Annotated in this window: 18 protein-coding genes; 11 read left to right on the forward strand and 7 right to left on the reverse strand. The window is 53.4% G+C overall.

The window, feature by feature from the left end:
* Positions 1–209 precede the first annotated feature (209 nt).
* The gene (locus BMY09_RS04940; RefSeq protein WP_091354777.1) at positions 210–1445 is read left to right on the forward strand and encodes an EAL and HDOD domain-containing protein; all 1236 of its coding nucleotides are present in this window, start codon (positions 210–212) and stop codon (positions 1443–1445) included.
* Between the two features lie 2 nt (positions 1446–1447).
* A complete protein-coding gene (locus tag BMY09_RS04945; RefSeq protein ID WP_245756503.1) occupies positions 1448–2194 on the forward strand; it encodes a sulfite exporter TauE/SafE family protein in 747 nt (248 codons plus the stop codon).
* A gap of 69 nt (positions 2195–2263) precedes the next feature.
* Here the strand turns inward: BMY09_RS04945 and ilvD are convergent, their stop codons facing one another.
* A complete protein-coding gene (gene ilvD, locus BMY09_RS04950; RefSeq protein ID WP_091354779.1) occupies positions 2264–4099 on the reverse strand; it encodes a dihydroxy-acid dehydratase in 1836 nt (611 codons plus the stop codon).
* Between the two features lie 206 nt (positions 4100–4305).
* On the opposite strand from ilvD, the gene BMY09_RS04955 reads away from it, so the two are divergent.
* The 7 genes from BMY09_RS04955 to BMY09_RS04985 all read left to right on the forward strand — a co-directional run bounded on the left by BMY09_RS04955 (position 4306) and on the right by BMY09_RS04985 (position 8666).
* The gene (locus BMY09_RS04955; RefSeq protein ID WP_091354781.1) at positions 4306–4560 is read left to right on the forward strand and encodes a hypothetical protein; all 255 of its coding nucleotides are present in this window, start codon (positions 4306–4308) and stop codon (positions 4558–4560) included.
* Positions 4553–5218, forward strand: coding sequence for a Crp/Fnr family transcriptional regulator (locus tag BMY09_RS04960; protein ID WP_091354784.1), 666 nt, complete (start codon positions 4553–4555; stop codon positions 5216–5218). Before BMY09_RS04955 ends, BMY09_RS04960 begins: the two co-directional genes overlap by 8 nt.
* A gap of 106 nt (positions 5219–5324) precedes the next feature.
* Positions 5325–5522, forward strand: coding sequence for a YgaP family membrane protein (locus BMY09_RS04965; protein WP_091354786.1), 198 nt, complete (start codon positions 5325–5327; stop codon positions 5520–5522).
* Positions 5523–5707: 185 nt separating this feature from the next.
* Positions 5708–6256 carry a glycine zipper 2TM domain-containing protein gene (locus tag BMY09_RS04970; RefSeq protein WP_175483443.1) on the forward strand — a complete coding sequence of 183 codons (549 nt, stop codon included), beginning with the start codon at positions 5708–5710 and terminating at the stop codon, positions 6254–6256.
* 29 nt (positions 6257–6285) lie between these two features.
* The gene (locus BMY09_RS04975; RefSeq protein ID WP_091354790.1) at positions 6286–6591 is read left to right on the forward strand and encodes a PepSY domain-containing protein; all 306 of its coding nucleotides are present in this window, start codon (positions 6286–6288) and stop codon (positions 6589–6591) included.
* A gap of 36 nt (positions 6592–6627) precedes the next feature.
* The gene (locus tag BMY09_RS04980; protein WP_091354792.1) at positions 6628–7320 is read left to right on the forward strand and encodes a response regulator transcription factor; all 693 of its coding nucleotides are present in this window, start codon (positions 6628–6630) and stop codon (positions 7318–7320) included.
* Entirely contained in the window at positions 7317–8666 is a 1350-nt protein-coding gene (locus tag BMY09_RS04985; RefSeq protein ID WP_091354795.1) for an ATP-binding protein, read from the forward strand. Before BMY09_RS04980 ends, BMY09_RS04985 begins: the two co-directional genes overlap by 4 nt.
* 51 nt (positions 8667–8717) lie before the next feature.
* On the opposite strand, the gene argA is transcribed toward BMY09_RS04985, so the two are convergent.
* The 4 genes from argA to BMY09_RS05005 all read right to left on the reverse strand — a co-directional run bounded on the left by argA (position 8718) and on the right by BMY09_RS05005 (position 13330).
* Positions 8718–10055 (reverse strand): amino-acid N-acetyltransferase, encoded by a 1338-nt coding sequence (gene argA / locus BMY09_RS04990; protein ID WP_091354797.1) that lies wholly within the window; start codon positions 10053–10055, stop codon positions 8718–8720.
* A gap of 2 nt (positions 10056–10057) precedes the next feature.
* Positions 10058–11209, reverse strand: coding sequence for an acetylornithine deacetylase (gene argE, locus BMY09_RS04995; protein WP_091354799.1), 1152 nt, complete (start codon positions 11207–11209; stop codon positions 10058–10060).
* A gap of 127 nt (positions 11210–11336) precedes the next feature.
* Positions 11337–12602, reverse strand: a complete 1266-nt coding sequence (locus BMY09_RS05000; protein WP_091354802.1) for an inorganic phosphate transporter — start codon at positions 12600–12602, stop codon at positions 11337–11339.
* Positions 12603–12649: 47 nt separating this feature from the next.
* Entirely contained in the window at positions 12650–13330 is a 681-nt protein-coding gene (locus tag BMY09_RS05005; protein WP_091354804.1) for a TIGR00153 family protein, read from the reverse strand.
* A gap of 286 nt (positions 13331–13616) precedes the next feature.
* Here BMY09_RS05005 and glnE point away from each other — a divergent pair, with 286 nt between their 5' ends.
* Positions 13617–16514, forward strand: a complete 2898-nt coding sequence (glnE, locus tag BMY09_RS05010) for a bifunctional [glutamate--ammonia ligase]-adenylyl-L-tyrosine phosphorylase/[glutamate--ammonia-ligase] adenylyltransferase (protein WP_091354806.1) — start codon at positions 13617–13619, stop codon at positions 16512–16514.
* A gap of 131 nt (positions 16515–16645) precedes the next feature.
* On the opposite strand, the gene BMY09_RS05015 is transcribed toward glnE, so the two are convergent.
* Positions 16646–17230, reverse strand: a complete 585-nt coding sequence (locus tag BMY09_RS05015; protein ID WP_091354809.1) for a Fe-Mn family superoxide dismutase — start codon at positions 17228–17230, stop codon at positions 16646–16648.
* A gap of 294 nt (positions 17231–17524) precedes the next feature.
* Between BMY09_RS05015 and BMY09_RS05020 the strand changes: the two genes are divergently transcribed.
* Positions 17525–17806 (forward strand): hypothetical protein, encoded by a 282-nt coding sequence (locus BMY09_RS05020; RefSeq protein ID WP_091354811.1) that lies wholly within the window; start codon positions 17525–17527, stop codon positions 17804–17806.
* A gap of 90 nt (positions 17807–17896) precedes the next feature.
* On the opposite strand, the gene nudE is transcribed toward BMY09_RS05020, so the two are convergent.
* On the reverse strand, positions 17897–18439 hold the full coding sequence (gene nudE, locus BMY09_RS05025; protein ID WP_091354814.1) for an ADP compounds hydrolase NudE: 543 nt from the start codon (positions 18437–18439) through the stop codon (positions 17897–17899).
* Between the last annotated feature and the right edge of the window lie 64 nt (positions 18440–18503).

Consider the following 18503-nt stretch of genomic DNA (forward strand, 5'->3'; position numbering starts at 1 on the left):
ACGATAAAAACACGATAGCCGGAGAAACAGTGGAGTCAGAGTATTGCTCATTAACGGTAGGGTCAATATGCGACTACCTAAACTGGGTGATGAACAGCACTTTACGGAGCGTTGAGATGGTATATATTGACAATAGTTTTTTATATCCAGTCTCTTATGGCGGGAGATGATGAGTTATACTGGGTCTATATCTGATCAGGGGATAAATAGTGAGTATTGCGTTAGATGAAAATATGCTGACAGATGGCTCTGTTCTGTTGGCCAGGCAACCGGTATTTAACAAAAGTCAGGATGTGCAGGCTTACAGTCTGTTGTATCGCTCCGATAGCGGCATGCTGCCGGCGGAGTTTTCTGATGAGCAGGCGACGGCTTCGGTTATTCTGAATAACTATGCAGTGGCCTCAAGTGATGGTAAAACCAAGCACCTGCCGCTATTTGTAAAACTGACTCAGAGCATGCTGCTGTCAGATATGTTGCCAGACCTTCCCCGTGAAGGTGTTATTTTCGAGCTGCTGCGCGAAGATGGTATTTCGAAAGAGCTGCTGTCGGTGCTGCGGGAGCGTAAATCCCAGGGGTACCGGTTTGCCTTAACTCACTATACCGGAGATAAGGGGCAGACTCCGCTGCTGGATCTGATGTACGTGGTTAAAATTGATATTCAGCGCCATGATGATGCTGAGCTTAAACAGCTGGTTAACTTCTGTAAGCCCTACCGGGTCCATCTGCTGGCGGATAAAGTTGAGAGCCAGGATGATTTTCGCAGGGCACTCGATTTCGGTTTTAATCTGTTTCAGGGCTATTTTCTCTGTCGTCCGGTATCGATCAAAGGCAAGAGCTTTGGCAGCGCTAAAGCCCTGATTCTGGAGCTGCTGGCAGAACTGAACAACCCGGCGGCAACCGCCGAATCAGTTGAACAGATTGTGATCAATGACCCGGCTATGACCTATAAGATTCTGCGCCTGGTCAATTCCGCTGCCTTCAGCACGCCAAAACAGATTGAGTCGATCTCCCATGCAATCTCACTGATCGGTATGGATCAGGTCAAGAAATGGGCCACACTGTTTCTTCTCAGTGGCCAGTCGGGTAAGCCGGTTGAGCTGACACGGGTGATGCTGATTCGTGGACGGATGTGTGAGCTGTTGGCTGAGATGCTCAGTTATCCACAGCCGATCAATTTTTTTATGGTAGGCCTGCTGTCGCAGCTTGATGCGATGATGGATACCGAGATGCAGGTGCTGCTGGATCAGATCCCCCTCGATGACTCGATCAAAAATGCCATTCTCACCCGGGTGAATCAGATGGGTGAGATTCTAACCGAGGTGCAGCACTATGAGCGCGGCGAATGGGGTGATATGCGCAACCTGTTAGAGCGTCCATATTACGAGGTGGCATATCGTCATAGTTTAAACTGGGCTGATCAGGTACTGGCTTCACTCCAGGAGTGATCGTGGCCTGGTTACCGGATCTGGTAGGCGCTGATATGGCGCTGTTACTGATCATCACCAGTACCCTGACCTCGATGCTGACGGCGGCCATGGGCATTGGTGGCGGCGTGTTACTGCTGGCAGTGATGGCAACGGTGGTACCGCCTGCGGCACTGATTCCTGTGCATGGTCTGGTACAGCTGGGTTCAAATGGTAACCGGGCGCTATTAACCCGCGACCATATCGACTGGTCTCTGTTGTGGTTGTTTTTTGCCGGTGCTGCGGTCGGAGCGGTGATTGGTTATTTTGTCGTGGTGCAGCTGCCGGTCGAGGTTATCCAACTCAGCGTCGCCGGGTTTATTCTGTTTCTGGTCTGGGGACCGAAACTGGGTAAACAGGAGATGCCGCCTGCCGGTCTGGTGCTGGCGGGGGTAGGAACCACTCTGATGACCATGTTTGTGGGCGCCACCGGCCCGCTGGTGGCCGCTTTTGTTCACCGGCTGGGCTATGAAAAATACCGTACAGTCGCAACCTTTGCCGCCTGCATGACGGCGCAACACCTGTTGAAAATGGTGGTATTTGGTCTGCTGGGCTTTGCCTTTAGCGATTGGTTACCGCTGATTTTAGCGATGGTTGCTGGCGGCTTTGCCGGCACCTGGATCGGACTGCATATATTAAAACGACTACCTGCCGAACGGTTTCAGCTGATTTTCAGACTGCTGGTGACCGTACTGGCTTTGCGTCTTGTAACGCAGGTGTTTAGCAGCTGATGAATAGGCAGGTATAAAAAAGCAGCCGCATGGGCTGCTTTTTTGTGGATGAAGATCCGCCCGGGCGGATTAATCTTCCAGTTTGGACAGGTCCCGTACTGCACCCTTGTCTGCAGAGGTTGCCAGCAGTGCATACGCCTTCAGTGCAGCAGATACCTTACGGGGCCGCTGTTCAGCAGGTTTCCAGCCCAGTGCATCCTGCTCGGCCCGACGCTGAGCCAGCTCTTCATCGGACAGCAACACGTCGATCGTCCGGTTAGGTATATCGATGCGGATACGGTCACCGTTGCGCACCAGACCGATGGCACCGCCTGCTGCGGCTTCCGGAGACACGTGACCGATCGACAGGCCCGATGTGCCGCCGGAGAAGCGGCCGTCGGTTAGCAGCGCGCACTCTTTGCCCAGCCCTTTCGACTTAATATAGGAGGTTGGGTAGAGCATCTCCTGCATGCCCGGGCCACCTTTAGGGCCTTCGTAACGTACGATAACCACATCGCCCGCTTTAACCTTGTCATCAAGGATATTGGCGACCGCCTCATCCTGAGATTCCGTGATGTGGGCCGGACCTTCAAACACCAGGATAGAGTCATCGACACCGGCGGTTTTCACCACACAACCATCCAGCGCGATATTCCCCCGCAGAACTGCGAGGCCGCCTTCCAGAGAGAAGGCGTGTTCCAGCGAACGGATACAGCCGTTGGCACGATCACCGTCCAGGGTGGGCCAGCGGGTGGCCTGACTGAAGGCGGTCTGGGTGGGAATGCCGGCAGGGCCCGCTTTGTAAAACTCCATCACTTCTGCCGATGGATTACGCATGATGTCCCACTTATCCAGCGCGTCTTTCATCGTGGGAGCGTGTACGGTTGGGGCATCGGTATGCAGTTTTCCGGCGCGGTCCAGTTCACCCAGAATCGCCATGATGCCACCGGCACGGTGAACATCTTCGATATGGTATTTAGGCGTGTTAGGAGCCACTTTACACAGCTGAGGCACGTTGCGTGACAGACGATCAATATCGGTCATGGTGAAATCGATCTCAGCTTCCTGAGCGATCGCCAGCAGGTGCAGAATGGTATTGGTTGACCCGCCCATGGCGATATCCAGTGTCATTGCGTTCTCGAAGGCTTTAAAGCCAACGGATCGCGGAAGCAGTGAAGCATCGTCCTGCTCATAATAACGCTTTGCCATCGAGACAATGCTGCGACCGGCTTCCAGAAACAGCTCTTTGCGATCTGCGTGGGTAGCAACAACGGTACCATTGCCGGGCAGTGCCAGTCCCAGTGCTTCCGCTAGACAGTTCATTGAGTTAGCGGTGAACATCCCGGAACATGAGCCACAGGTTGGGCAGGCAGAACGCTCAACGGCATCAACCATCTCATCTGAGGCGGACGGATCAACCGCCATCACCATCGCATCAACCAGATCCAGTTTGTGCTCTGAAAGCTTGGTTTTACCCGCTTCCATCGGACCGCCGGAAACAAAAATAACCGGAATGTTGAGGCGCATCGCCGCCATCAGCATCCCCGGAGTGATCTTGTCACAGTTGGAGATACACACCAGTGCGTCGGCGCAGTGAGCATTCACCATATACTCAACGGAATCCGCGATAATATCCCGTGATGGCAGTGAATAGAGCATGCCATCGTGACCCATAGCGATACCGTCATCGATAGCGATGGTATTGAACTCTTTGGCTACGCCGCCAGCCTTTTCAATTTCACGGGCGACCAGTTGGCCCATATCCTTCAGGTGGACATGGCCTGGAACAAACTGAGTGAAGGAGTTGGCGATAGCGATGATCGGCTTCTGGAAATCGTCATCCTTCATCCCCGTGGCGCGCCAAAGTGCGCGGGCACCGGCCATATTTCGACCTGCGGTTGAGGTCTTGGAGCGATATTGTGGCATGCACAGATCCTCTGCGGCTGTAGTGGATTTTTGTATAAGACCGCGGATTATAGCAAAACTCTCCGCGGGAATATCTAACAATCCATTTTATCAGGGCAAGTTGGGGTATGAATTGCGGATTACCCGCATCTGGACGGCCATAACGGGCTATTGTTTAGCGCAGTAAAAACGTATTCTTAGAGGGAGTCTGATTCCGGGAGGCGTTAATGGTTATAGATAAAAAACAGATCCGTTCTGATCGCTGGCTGAAAATGATGATGCGTACCGGTGTACCGGTGGCTATTGTGAGTATTCTCTGTCTCTGGCTGGGGCAGTTAATGGCATCCCCGGCGCTGGGAAGTGTTTTTCTGGTGACCATGCCGATCGCGCTGCTGATCGGGTTTATTTACAACATTCGATACGTGATGCTGGCGTTGCGCGCCCGGCGTCAGGCGGCAGACAGCAGCTCCAATCATGAATGACCTGACCCTGCTGACCGATCAGTTTCCACTGCTGCAACAGCTGGATGAGGTCGGACTGGCAATCCTCAGCCGGGCGCAGCGAGTCCAGCTGCCGGCAGATCAGGTGGTGTTTCATCAGGGCAGTGCCTGCACTCACTTTATTATTGTCGTTTCCGGTGTGGTGAAGGTGCTGGGAAGAAACGCCAATGGCCGGGAGCTGATACTGTACCGGATCGAAAATCAGGGGTCCTGTGTACTGACTACCTCCTGCTTGCTGGGGGCTGAGGATTATCCTGCGGAGGGGATTACCGAGACCGAGGTGACTGCATTTCTGATCCCTCTTTCTGAGTTTCAGCGGGCGATTGCCGAATCGGAAGGGTTGCGGCGATTTATATTTGATTCCTACGGTGAGCGACTGGCAAAGCTGATTGGTCTGGTGCAGGAGATCGCTTTTGAACGTATCGAAAAGCGACTGGCCCGCTATCTGATTGAACATGTTGGTCCTGGCTTTGTGTTGTTACGCTCCCATCAGGAGATCGCCGACGAGCTGGGCACCGCCCGAGAAGTGGTTAGCCGGCAGTTGAAACAGTTTGAGCAGAAAGAGTGGGTGGCCCTGAGCCGTAATCAGGTGCTGTTTCTGAATAAGAGCGCGGTTAAACGCGCGGCAAAAGAGAGCTAAGTAAAAAAACAGAGTGACTAGTGCCTTCAGTGTGACTTTGTCACAGACAGGGTTCTCTATTAAATTGATAATACCCCCAAAGCTGAATAAACCTGAGGATGGAAAAATGGAAAAGAATATCGGATCTGTTGATAAAGCGGTACGTATTCTGGTCGGTCTGGTGCTGATTGCTCTTGTGTTTGTGGGGCCTCAAACCGTTTGGGGATGGATCGGTGTACCAGTGATTGCGATCGCTCTGTTTGGCTGGTGCCCGCTATACCGGGTGCTGGGTGTCAGTACCTGTAAAAAGTGCTCAGCTGAGTAAGCAATCAGCAGCTCGACTATGATGTATTAAACCAACCGGCCACACTGGCCGGTTTTTTTATGCCTGAATGCAGCAGTGTAAAGATAGGTAAAGCGGAGCAGGACCGCGGACAGTTCAGGATCGGTTCAGTCCTGTGGCACGACAATAGGCTACATACTCCAAAGAACAGAGATGGGAGAGTAGTCATGAAAAAGATCATTGCAGGCAGTCTTATACTATTGGGACTTACGTCCGGAATGGCTCAGGCGGACCCCCGCTTTAAAGAGAAAAGGCATCATCAGGAATTCGCCCGGGTGACCCATGTTGAACCGATTGTGGTGCAGACCGAGCGTCGCATCCCCCGCCGTGAATGCTGGGAAGAAGATGTGCGTTACGAAACCCCGGCTCATCACCGTAAATCTTACACAGGGCCTATACTTGGCGGTATCATAGGCGGAGCGATCGGTAACGAGCTGGGCGCAGGCCAGGATAACAAGAAGGTGGGTGCCGTTGTCGGGGCCGTGCTGGGGGCATCCATCGGTAACGATATCAGCCGTAACAGTCACCATCGTGGTAACAACGTTGAATATCGTACTGAAACACGCTGTAACGTTCAGCACGATATTGAGTATTATGAGCGGGTAACCGGTTATAAGGTGACCTACCGTTATAATGGTCAAACCTATCAGACCCGTATGGATCATGATCCGGGTGATCGGATCCGGGTACGCGTCAGCGTTAGTCCTGTTTCCTGATTTAAGCTGTAAATGAATGGGTGATAATAATGTTCAGAACGTTCTCATATACACTCCTTGCCCTGCTGATGGTAACGACTGCGGCGACTGTTGCGGCGGCGGGGGTGGATGAGACCCGCGCTGAATTCAGAGTAGAATCCATGGTTTTTGCCGCAAACCGGGTGTCCCTGCAACAGGCAGCGGCCACTGCCAGGCAGAATCATGGGGGCAAAGTTGTAAAGGCGGAAACCCGGAATCGCGGTGGGCGAATCGTGCATTTTATCCGGCTGATCAATAATGGCCGGGTAAAAACCATTATGATCGATGCCGAGACCGGTCAGGAGCTATCGCCTTAAGGTGGTAACCGCCATCCACAGGAATGGAGTAACAGAATGAAACTGTTGGTAATAGAAGATGATATGGATCTGCGTCGTCAACTGGTGACGGCCCTGAATGATAGCGGCTATACCGTTGAAGAAGCGGAAGATGGTGAAGAGGGGCTCTACCTGGGCAGTGAGTTTCCGTATGATCTGGCGGTTGTCGATATCGGCCTGCCAAAACTGTCGGGGGTTGAGGTGATTCGTCGCTGGCGTAAGCAGGATATTAACTTCCCGGTTATTATTCTGACCGCCCGGGGGGACTGGCAGGATAAAGTCGAAGGGTTGGAAGCGGGTGCCGATGACTATCTGGTTAAACCATTTCATATTGAAGAGCTGATGGCCCGGCTGAACGCCCTGCTGCGAAGAGCGGCGGGTCATGCCAAACCGATGCTGGAGTTTGGGCCGCTGAAGCTGGACAGCAGTGGGCGTAATGTTTATCTCAATGACAGCTCAGTTAAGCTGACCAGCTATGAGTACAGAACACTGGAATATCTGATGCTGAATGCCGGTAAGGTGATCTCCAAGAGTGAACTGACTGAACATCTGTACCATCAGGATTTTGACCGTGACAGTAACGTGTTAGAGGTGTTTGTCCGACGGCTGCGTCAAAAGCTGGATCCGGACCAGTCACTCCAGCCCATTGCCACCGTGCGTGGACTGGGGTATCGCTTTGATCTGCCTGCCGGAGCGTCAAATAACGCATGATGCCCCGTGCTCTTCGTGCTCGCCTGCTACTCGCTTCACTTTTGTTGTTGCCGGTATTCTTCGGCCTGACAGGGTTTGCCCTGCAGCAGGCGTTTCACCACAGCCTGGAGGCGGCCGAGGAAGAGCGGCTGAAGCTACAGGTCTATCTTATTCTGGGGGCTGCAGAGCTTCAGGGTGATCGTATTATGATCCCTGATAGCCTGCAGGAGCCCCGCTACGCGCAGGTTGAGTCGGGTCTTTACGGTTTCCTCCATGACAGCAAAGATATGCTGGTATGGTATTCAGAGTCTGCCAAGCTGATCTCCGATGCACTGGTCGAACAGCTAAAGGTGGATGGACTCAATACCGGTGATTCACGCTTTTATCGGCTGCCGGAGCACGGTGTATTTGTCTATCAGTTTGCCCTGTTGTGGGAGATTGCCGGGCGTGAACATAACTATGTGTTCACGGTTCTGGAGTCCGATAGCCAGGTAAAAACTGAACAGAAAGCCTTTAATGCCCAGCTATGGGGCTGGCTGGGCGCGGCGATTTTTCTCTTTCTGCTGGTGGAAACGGCGCTGATCCGCTGGGGGCTGAAGCCACTGACCCGGCTGGCAGGAGACCTCAAGCGCATTGAGCTGGGGCAGAGCGATAGACTCACCGGCGAATATCCCACTGAGGTTCAGGCGGTTACCGATAACTTCAACCTGCTGATCAGTAATGAACGTCTGCAGCGGGAGCGCTATCGCAACACTCTGGGAGATCTGGCCCATAGCCTGAAAACCCCGCTGGCGGTGATCCGGGGAGCCCGGCAGGAGCGTCTTAGTTTTGATGAGTATCAGACCCTGGTAACGGACCAGGCGGGGCGGATGGATCAGATTGTACAGTATCAGCTGTCCCGTGCCGTTAAAAGTCAGGGGCGGACCCTGGCAAAGAAAACCCCGGTGGCACCGATTATTGAGCGGATGGTCACCGCTTTGAATAAGGTCTACCGGGATAAAAACATCGGGGTGGAACTGACTCTGGACGGTGAATATCAACTGCCTGCTGATGAGCGGGACCTGATGGAGTTGCTGGGTAATATCCTCGAAAATGCCTATAAATATGGCCACAGTCAGGTAGCGGTCTGTTTCAGTAATGGCGCAGGGATGTTGCAGATCGATATCGCGGACGATGGAGACGGCATCTCTCCCGGGTTGCGTCAGACGATTCTCAAACGTGGCGAGCGGGCCGACACTTCCGCTCCGGGACAGGGGATCGGTTTGTCGGTTGCCGTGGATATTCTCAGTAGTTACGACGGCGAGCTGGAGATTGGCGAGTCGACGCTGGGTGGGGCCCTGTTTACGATCAGGATGCCGCTCAATTAACTCCGTCGCGCGGGTGCCCGGTTAATCAGACCGGGCTCTTTCCCGCTAACGTCACTCCAGCGGCTTAACAAAGGCCTTGGAGTTTCGTTGATAGTTATACATCTCCTGCTTTTTGTTCGGCAGGCTGCTGATTGTAGCAGGTTCAAAACCCCGCTCAATAAACCAGTGGGCGGTGCGGGTGGTCAGGACAAACAGCCGGGTAAGGTGCTGTTCGCGGGCCGATTCCTCAATCGCCCGCAGCAGTTTCTCTCCCCGGTCACCGCCGCGATATTCCTGAGATATCGCCACACAGGCCAGTTCGCCGATCTGTTCCTCCGGGAAGGGGTAAAGCGCAGCACAGCCCACGATAGCACCATCCAGCGCAACCACCGTAAACTGATTGATCTCGGCTTCCAGCAGTTCTCTGGAACGACGTACCAGAATACCGGCTTCTTCCATCGGCCTGATAAGCTCCAGAATACCACCTACATCCTCAATCGTAGCGGCCCTTACCTGTTCGTAAGAGTGCTCAATCACCATGGTGCCGATACCATTACGGCTAAATAGTTCGGACAGCAGTGCCCCGTCTTCCCGGTAGCTGATCAGGTGGCTGCGGGCCACCCCATGCCGGGAGGCTGTTACGGCCGCTTGCAGATGGCGACAAAGCTCCGATGGCACCTGATCGGGCGAGCTGTGCTTTGCCATATACTGGTTGACCAGGCGTTCGGCGGTGTCGGCCAGTAACTCAGAGCGCAGTGCCTCGGTACTGTCCCGTACGCCGCCATCCTCACCAAAGAGAATCAGTTTGTCGGCATCCAGACTGATGGCGACCTGAGTGGCGACATCCTCAACGGAGAGATTAAACACTTCGCCGGTGGGGGAGTAACCCAGATGGGACAGCAGCACAATATTGTTGATATTCAGTTGTTGCCGTATCGCATCCTGATCGACCCGGCGCACCTCGCCGGTATGGCAAAGGTCCACCCCGTTGTAGACTCCAAAAGGTCTGGCGGTGACAAAATTGCCGCTACAGACCCGGATTTTGGCACCATGCATGGGCGAGTTGGCCAGCCCCATTGACAGTTTTGCCTCAATTTCGATTCGCAGGCTGGCGGCGGATTCGATAACGCAACGCAGCGTCTCTGTATCGGTGACCCGCAGGTGGTGGTGAACCCAGTCTTCAATATTCTGCTGTTCAAGTTTTGCTTCGATCTGCGGCCGTGAGCCGTGCACCAACACCAGTTTGACACCAAGACTGTTCAGCAGGGCGATATCGTGAATGATATTGGCAAAGTTGGGATCGGCAAGCGCCTCCCCTCCCAACATCAGGACGAAGGTCTTCCCCCGGTGGGCGTTGATATAGGGAGAACTGTGACGAAACCAGTTTACGTATGGGTTATCATTAATCACGATTAAAAACAGTACCTTGCAATCAGTTGTTCCAGTACCGCTACTGTAGGCTTAATCTGATCAAAAGCCAAATATTCATCGGGCTGGTGGGCCTGATCGATTGAACCCGGCCCCATGACGATGGTATCCATCCCTAATTCCTGTAAAAACGGGGCTTCAGTACCAAAGGCAACCGCTTCGGCCTGATAGCCGGTCAGTTTTTCCGCGGTACTCACCAGTTCAGAGTGCTTGTCGTTATGAAATGGGGGCAGTCCGGGAAACAGTGGTTCGGTGATGATCTCTACACCAAATTGTTGCTCCAGGGGGTGTAAGCGCTTGCTTACTGCTTCGCGCAGGTTCTCTGGAGACATCCCTGGCAGTGGCCGCAGGTCATACTCCAGCTCACAGGCGCCACAGATACGGTTAGGGTTGTCGCCACCATGGATGCAACCCAGATTGAGAGTTGGGACCGACACTGCAAAATCACTGTTGTGATAATCTCTCTGTAACTCCCGGCGAAAGCTGATCAGCTCGCCCAGCACGGAATGCATCGCATCCAGCGCGCTGGCACCCAGGTTGGGATCTGAAGAGTGGCCTGCACGCCCCTTGATGCGCACCTGCTCCATCATGATCCCTTTATGCATGTAGATGGGCCGCAGGCTGGTAGGTTCGCCAATGACCGCATAGCGGGCTTTTGGCCGGCCAGCTTCTGCCAGTGCCCGGGCTCCACTCATGGAGCTCTCTTCATCGGCCGTCGCCAGAATGATCAGCGGTTGTTGCAGTGGCTTATCGACGAACTGGCGGGCCGCTTCAATTGCGACAGCAAAGAAACCTTTCATATCGCAGCTGCCCAGGCCGTAGAAACGGCCATCTTTTTCGGTCAGCTTGAACGGATCACTGTTCCACCGTTCAGCATTAAATGGCACGGTGTCGGTGTGACCCGACAGCACCAGCCCGCCGGGACCACTGCCCAGGGTGGCGATCAGATTAGCTTTTCCCGGGTATCCCGGCACCGGCATCACCTCGGTGCTGAATCCGAGATCGGATAGCCAGGTGTCCAGTTTCTCAATCACACCCAGATTGCTCTGGTCCCAATGCGCAGCGGTGCAGCTGACAGAGGGGGTGGCGATCAGTTCTGTAAGCATTGTCAGCAGGTCAGGTGTGGAGGGTTGCATAGCTGTATCCGATTCTTATTGAGTTATCACCATATTGTGCAGCTTTCAGCAGAAATAAAAAAGGCGACCCTTACCGGGTCGCCTTTAATTTATTCGCTGCGGAAGCTCTTTTAACTGAAGAGCCTGTTCAACTAAAAATACCTTTGAGGGTAAAGAAGATCACAATCGACAGGAGTGCGCCCGCTGGCAGGGTGACCAGCCAGGAAACGAAGATGGTTCCAACCACCTGCAGGTTCAGGGCAGAGAGGCCCCTTGCCATACCCACACCCAGAACCGCACCCACCAGGGTGTGGGTGGTCGAGATAGGCAACCCGGTGCCTGAGGCAAATACCACCGTTGACGCTGCCGCCAGCGTTGCAGCAAAGCCCCGGCTGGGGGTCAGTTCGGTAATATTGTTGCCCACCGTCGCGATAACCTTATGGCCATACATCACCAGCCCCGCCACGATACCACTACCACCCAGAAGCAGAATCCAGACCGGCATCGCTGACTTCTGGGCCACTTCACCAGCGGAGTTCACGACCCCTACCACTGCTGCCAGCGGACCGACTGCATTGGCAACGTCATTCGAACCATGGGCAAAAGCCATCGCACAGGCGGTGAACATCATCAGGACACCAAATACCTTTTCAACACTGGCGAAGTGGTAGTCAACATTATCTTCAGCCCGGGCGTGTATTTTACGCAGCATCAGCATACCGATGATCATGGTAACAAAGGCGATGCCGATGGAGATCATGGCGCTGTTGCCAAACCCGGGATTCAGACCGATATGTTTCAGTCCCTTGGTAAAGGTCACCATGGAGATCATAAAGCCGACGACAAAAATGTAGGCGGGAACATATTTTTTGGCGTTTTTGAAGGGGTGTTCGGTATCGAGAATCAGTATCTGGACGGTGCGGTAGAGGAAGAAAGCGATAAAGCCGGCGGTCAGCGGCGAGACCACCCAACTGGCAACAATTTTACCCACCTTGCTCCAGTGCACCGCATCTACCGAGATGCCGACGGCGGCAAAACCGACGATTGCGCCGACGATTGAGTGGGTGGTGGAGACCGGCCAGCCCATCGCTGTGGCGATCAGCAGCCAGATCCCCGCCGCCAGCAGTGCTGATAACATGCCGTAAACCAGCAGTTCCGGTGATCCGGAGAGAATGGCCGGGTCGATAATCCCTTTGCGGATTGTTGCGGTAACCGCGCCCCCGGCAAGGTAGGCGCCGGCAAATTCAAAGATGATTGCGATCAGAATCGCCTGTTTCAGGGTTAAAGCCTTGGAACCCACTGAGGTTCCCATCGCATTTGCGACATCGTTTGCGCCCACACCCCAGGCCATAAAAAATCCAAACACACATGCCATGATGACCAGGATGGAGCCATAGTCCGCAATGATGCTCATGATAACTACCTAATTTTTAAGATTCAGAGAAAATTTATTCGCAAGCTTTACTTGGCTAACAACAATTGCAGGCGGCTGCCCACCTGTTGCGCCTTGTCAGCGAGGTCACCGATCCAACTGATAATCTGATAGAGGAACATCGCATCGATCGGATGCAGTTCTTTCTCCACATCAAACAGGGATGAACGCACTTCGCGCTCCATCTCGTCGGCATCGTGCTCCAGATCATCGAGGTCGTGGATCATCTGTTCAACAACATCGACTTCATGGCCACGGAAGCCCGCGGTGATCAGTTCATCGAGCTCATTCAGCGCCATCAGCGCCTGACCCGAGGTCTTCAGGGAGGACCGGACATACTCTGAGACAGCCGGTTGAATCTGTACTGGAATCAGCATTTTGCGACCCAGTATCAGACCGGCAATATCTTTCGCCCGGTTGGCAATCTTGTCCTGCATGCGCAGCAGTTCAAGGAGATCGGTGCGGGGAACCGGTAGAAACAGACTATTGGGGAGATTCATACGGATCTCCTTTTTCATGGTGTCTGCTTCACCTTCCAGCACGGCAATGCTGTGTTGAATTTCACTGGCCTTTTCCCAGTCTTCTGCCATCACCGCATCAAAAAAGGGGATCAACTGGATAGCGCAGGAGTGAGCCTTTGCAATATGTTCCTGCATTGGCTGAAAAGGGGATCGTGCAAACATCTGCATAATCGGGTTGTTAGTCACCATAGAATCACCGGTATTCGTGCAAATTTTGCGCGAGTATACGTTGGCAGCTCACGTATTTGTAGTCAAAATGAAACATAAGTGTAACCAAACTGACGCCAATGGTGTTGTTTTTGCTTAATATCTTGCCATTCTGGCTTTGTAACATGCTGATTTTTGGTTTTTATTCAGGGTGTTTTAATAATTGTTAAGCTTTTATTACAGTTGCTTTGTCGAGATAGCGGTCGTGCGAAAAAAAGCTTTTTGGTAAGCTGACAGGAAAGATCGGTCACCGACAGAGTACCCAGATATGCTCAGCCAGTTAATAAAAAAATTACCGCCTCTGATTCAGCCCTGTGCCGCACTGAATGTTGAGAAATGTTCCGGCTCACTGGAACCCCTTAGCGATTCTGAAACCGGTCTGCAGCAGGCGTTGATCCGGGTTCTGGCGGGCAGTGATTATGTCGCGGATCAGTTGAGCCGCCATCCCCGACTGCTGAATGATCTGTCAGACAGCGGTGACCTGTTTAGCGCTTATCCCGCTAATGCTTATCAGCAGCGGCTGGAACGCCGGCTGGCCGGGGTGGACAGTGAAGAGCAACTGCACAGCGTGCTGCGCCAGTTTCGTCAGCGTGAGATGGTCAGGATTATCTGGCGCGATCTGACCCGCACTACGGATATGCGCGGTACCACAGCAGACCTGTCTGCACTGGCGGATGCCTGTATCGATCAGGCGCTGACATGGCTTTACAATGATTGCTGCAGCAAATGGGGAACACCGCACTCGACCCCCTCGGAAGGCAGCCCTGCCCAGCCGCAAAAACTGGTGGTACTGGGGATGGGTAAGCTGGGTGCCTACGAACTGAACCTGTCCTCGGATATCGATCTGATCTTTGCCTACCCGGAAAAAGGGATGACTGAGGGAGGTCGGCGGGTGCTCGCTAATCAGGACTTTTTTAGCCGACTAGGGCAGAAACTGATCCAGGCGCTGGACAGTATCACTGCTGATGGTTTTGTCTTTCGTACCGATATGCGCTTGCGTCCCTATGGTGCCAGCGGCCCGCTGGTCTGCAGCTTTCCCGCGATGGAGGAGTATTACCAGAATCAGGGGCGGGACTGGGAGCGCTATGCGATGATCAAAGCCCGGGTGGTCGGTGGCGATCAGTGCGCGGGTGCAGAACTGCTGCAGATGCTGCGGCCCTTTGTTTATCGCAAATATATCGACTTCAGTGCGTTTGATTCGTTGCGCTCGATGAAGGAGATGATCAATAAAGAGGTGCGCCGCAAAGGGTTGCACGGCAATGTAAAACTGGGAGCTGGCGGCATCCGGGAAGTGGAGTTTGTTGCCCAGGCGTTTCAACTGATCCGCGGGGGGCGTGATCCCCGGCTGCAGCAGCGCGAGTTACTCAACATTCTGCCGTTGCTGCCAGAAACCGTTGGTATCCCTGAAACGGCGGCCAATGAACTGATCGAGGCTTATACCTTCCTGCGTAATACGGAACATGCGATTCAGGCTGTCGCCGACCGGCAAACCCAGGAGCTGCCCATTGATCAGGTGGGGCAGGCCCGCATTGCATACAGCATGGGGTTCGATCGCTGGGATAGTTTTCTGGTGGAGCTGGAGCGTCAGCGTGACCGGGTCACCCGGCATTTTGCCGATGTTATTGCCCCGACGGAGGCGGCTCCCCACAACGCAGCTCAGGCCAGTGACTGGCTACAGCTCTGGAATAGTGAGTTTGATGAGGAAGAAGGTGAGTCGTTTTTTGCCCGGCACGGGCTGGATGATCCGCAACAAGCCTGGAAAGCGTTCAATAACCTGAAGACCAGTCGCTCAGTACAGGTGATGCAGGCCGTAGGTTATCAGCGCTTACAGGCAGTGCTGCCAAAGCTGATGGATGAGGTGGTGGCTGTTGATAACTCCGCGGAAACCCTCGAATGGGTGTTGTTACTGATTCAGGCCGTTATCCGGCGCTCCTCTTATCTGGTGTTGCTGGCAGAAAACCCCGGTGCCATGCGCCAACTGGTTCGTTTGTGTTCTGCCAGTGCCTGGTTCAGTGAAACCCTGGCCCGGCAGCCGGTGCTGCTGGACGAACTGATCGATCAGCGAAGCCTCTATTCGCCCCCCTCTAAGGAAGCGTTGCAGTCGGACCTGCGTCAGCAGTTGCTGCGTATACCGCAAGAGGATGAAGAGCAGTTGATGGATACACTGCGCTATTTCAAGAGTGCCCATGTGCTGATCGTTGCCGCATCCGATATTACCGGTGTATTGCCTCTGATGAAGGTCAGTGACTATCTGACCTGGCTGGCGGAAGTGATTCTCGAGGAGGTGCTGGAGATCGCCTGGCGGCAACTGACAGAAAAGCATGGTGTACCGCTGAAAGCATCGGGTGTGCCCTGTGATCCTGACTTTATTATTGTCGGATACGGCAAACTGGGAGGAATCGAGCTTTCCTATGGTTCGGACCTGGACCTGGTGTTTGTCCACGATGCTGATGCCAGTTTATTCACGCCGGGCCATAAGCCGATCGCGAACTCCGTCTTTTTCACCCGCCTGGGGCAGAAAATTATTCACATCCTCAATACCTTTACTACCGGCGGTCATCTTTACGAAGTGGATATGCGCTTACGACCATCCGGTAACTCGGGTTTGCTGGTCAGTTCGCTCAAAGCGTTTTCTGAATATCAGCAAAAAGAGGCCTGGACATGGGAACATCAGGCGCTGGTGCGGGCCCGGGTTATCGCGGGTTCGGAGTCGCTCAGAGAGCGGTTTGAGCAGGTCAGGGCTGAGATTCTGTCGCAACCGCGGGAACAGGGCGAGCTGACGGGTGAGGTGGTGAAGATGCGGGAAAAAATGCGCGAGCATCTGGGCACCGCAGAAAAAGATGCGCAGGCGTTGTTTAACCTGAAGCAGGATCGGGGAGGTATTGTCGATATCGAGTTTATTGTGCAGTACAGTGCGCTGGCCTACTCACACCGATATCCGCAACTGATTGAATATACTGATAATATCAGGATTCTGGATGCTATGGAACAGGTGGGAGTGATCCCTGCGGATGATGCCGAGACGCTTCGGGAGGCGTATAAAAAATATCGCTCTGTGGGACACCGTCAGGTGCTGCAAAATCGCTCAGGGCCGGTGAGTCCGGATGAGCTGGAGGATTGTCGGGAGGCCGTCATCCGCATCTGGAATAGCCAGCTTAACTGCTAACTGAGGTTGGCGTCCGTTTTTTAAGGGCTTATACGCAAAAAAACTCCGGCTGACTGGCCGGAGTTTTATGATCGGTTTTCGTTTCCCCTCGGCGGAAGTTGCTTCGGGGTAACGCAGCGCCGGATTTTCAGTTATGCCGCGAAGTTCTGGTTAACGAAGTCCCAGTTGACCAGCGCCCAGAAACCTTTCAGGTAATCCGGACGTACGTTGCGGTAATCGATGTAATAGGCGTGTTCCCACAGGTCAACTGTCAGCAGTGCAGTCTGACCATTGGTCATCGGCGTGCCAGCGTTGCTGGTGTTAACGATCTCCAGGGAGCCGTCAGCGTTTTTCACCAGCCAGGTCCAGCTTGAACCGAAGTTGTTAACCGCTTTATCGTTCAGTTCTTCCTGGAATGCCGCAAAAGAGCCCCATTTAGCGTTGATCGCGTCTGCAACCGCACCGGTTGGTTCACCGCCGCCGTTTGGAGACAGGCAGTTCCAGTAGAAAGTGTGGTTCCAGATCTGAGCCGCGTTATTGAATACGCCGCCAGCAGGTGCTGACATGATGATCTCTTCCAGAGATTTTCCTTCGTATTCGGTGCCTGGTACCAGACCGTTCAGCTTCACAACATAGGTGTTGTGGTGTTTGCCGTGGTGGAAGTCCAGGGTTTCCGCGGAGATGTGAGGTTCCAGTGCGTCTTTGGCGAATGGCAGTGCTGGTAGTTCAAAGCTCATGATTAATTACCTTTTAGTGTCAGGTTCAGCATAGATTGTGAAACTGTTATATAAACCAGAATATTTATATAGGGTCTTTATTGTAATATTTCAAGCGTTGTTGACCCGTTGGAGGGGAATCATAACACCCTTATTTCACCTTTTCATCGCTTGTAAATCCTTGTGGAAACAAGGGAAATTAAGTGCCAGCCCCCCTTCTCAGACTAAAGTTAGCTGACAGATGTTTCGGAACTGTTAGAATCGATCTCCTTAAACGGATCACAAATAATAGAACAACACAGGCGATAACGGGTTATGGGTAAAGTGTTTCTCTGGATTGCAGCGGTGCTGCTGGTGGTATTTACCGTGAAAACTCAGTATCTGACATCAAAGACCTGGGAGCCTTTTAAGCAGGGCTGTATGGCAGGTGGGACTGCAACAGAGGAGCAGTGTAGTTGTCTGTCGAATTATGTGCATAAGCACTTCAGTGATAATGAGGTGGAGCAGATTATGAAGGGGATAATTACCGATCCGGCGATGCAGCAGAAAGTTGAGGGCATTGTCCGGGTTGGCTCCAGAGAGTGCAAGAATCCTTAAACCGCTCCTGCCAATCTCTGCGCTGGCTGTTTGAATAGCCGCCGGAAGGCCGTAACGGATATCCCGGCGGTTGTGGAAGGAATAATAGTCCTAGTCCGCCAGTCGCTGTCGTACCATATAGAGTGCGGCGATGGCGCGGCCTTCGGAGAAGTCATCGCGGCTGACCAGCTCATCCAGTCGGGCCAGCGGCCAGCGAATAACCTCCATCACCTCGGGCTCATCACCCGGCAGGCGGCAGGGGAATAATCCTTCAGCCAATACCACGGTAATTTTGTGCCCCATATAGTTGGGGGCCGAGGTCATCTGCTTGATCAGGTTTAACTTTTCGGCACCAAAACCCGCTTCCTCTTTGAGTTCGCGGTTAGCCGCTTGCAGGGCGTCTTCTCCGGGGTCGATCAGTCCTTTGGGCAGGGTTAGCAGATAATCTTCCAGTCCCACAGCGTACTCTTTTATCAGCAGCACATTCTGGTCGGCATCAATCGCCACAATCATCACTGCCCCGCGGCCACGGGTGGCCAATCGCTCGTAGGTTCGCTCGACGCCATTAGAAAAACGTAACTCGATCTCTTCCACCTGAAACAGTCGGCTCTTAGCGGTGGCAGTTACCTTCAAAATATCCGGTTTTACAGGCATACTGGATTGTTCCTCGTCAATCAGTGACAAATCTGACGTAATACTAACCCGCAACCCTGACTTT

Source organism: Amphritea atlantica (genome assembly GCF_900111095.1).
Lineage (GTDB): Bacteria > Pseudomonadota > Gammaproteobacteria > Pseudomonadales > Balneatricaceae > Amphritea > Amphritea atlantica.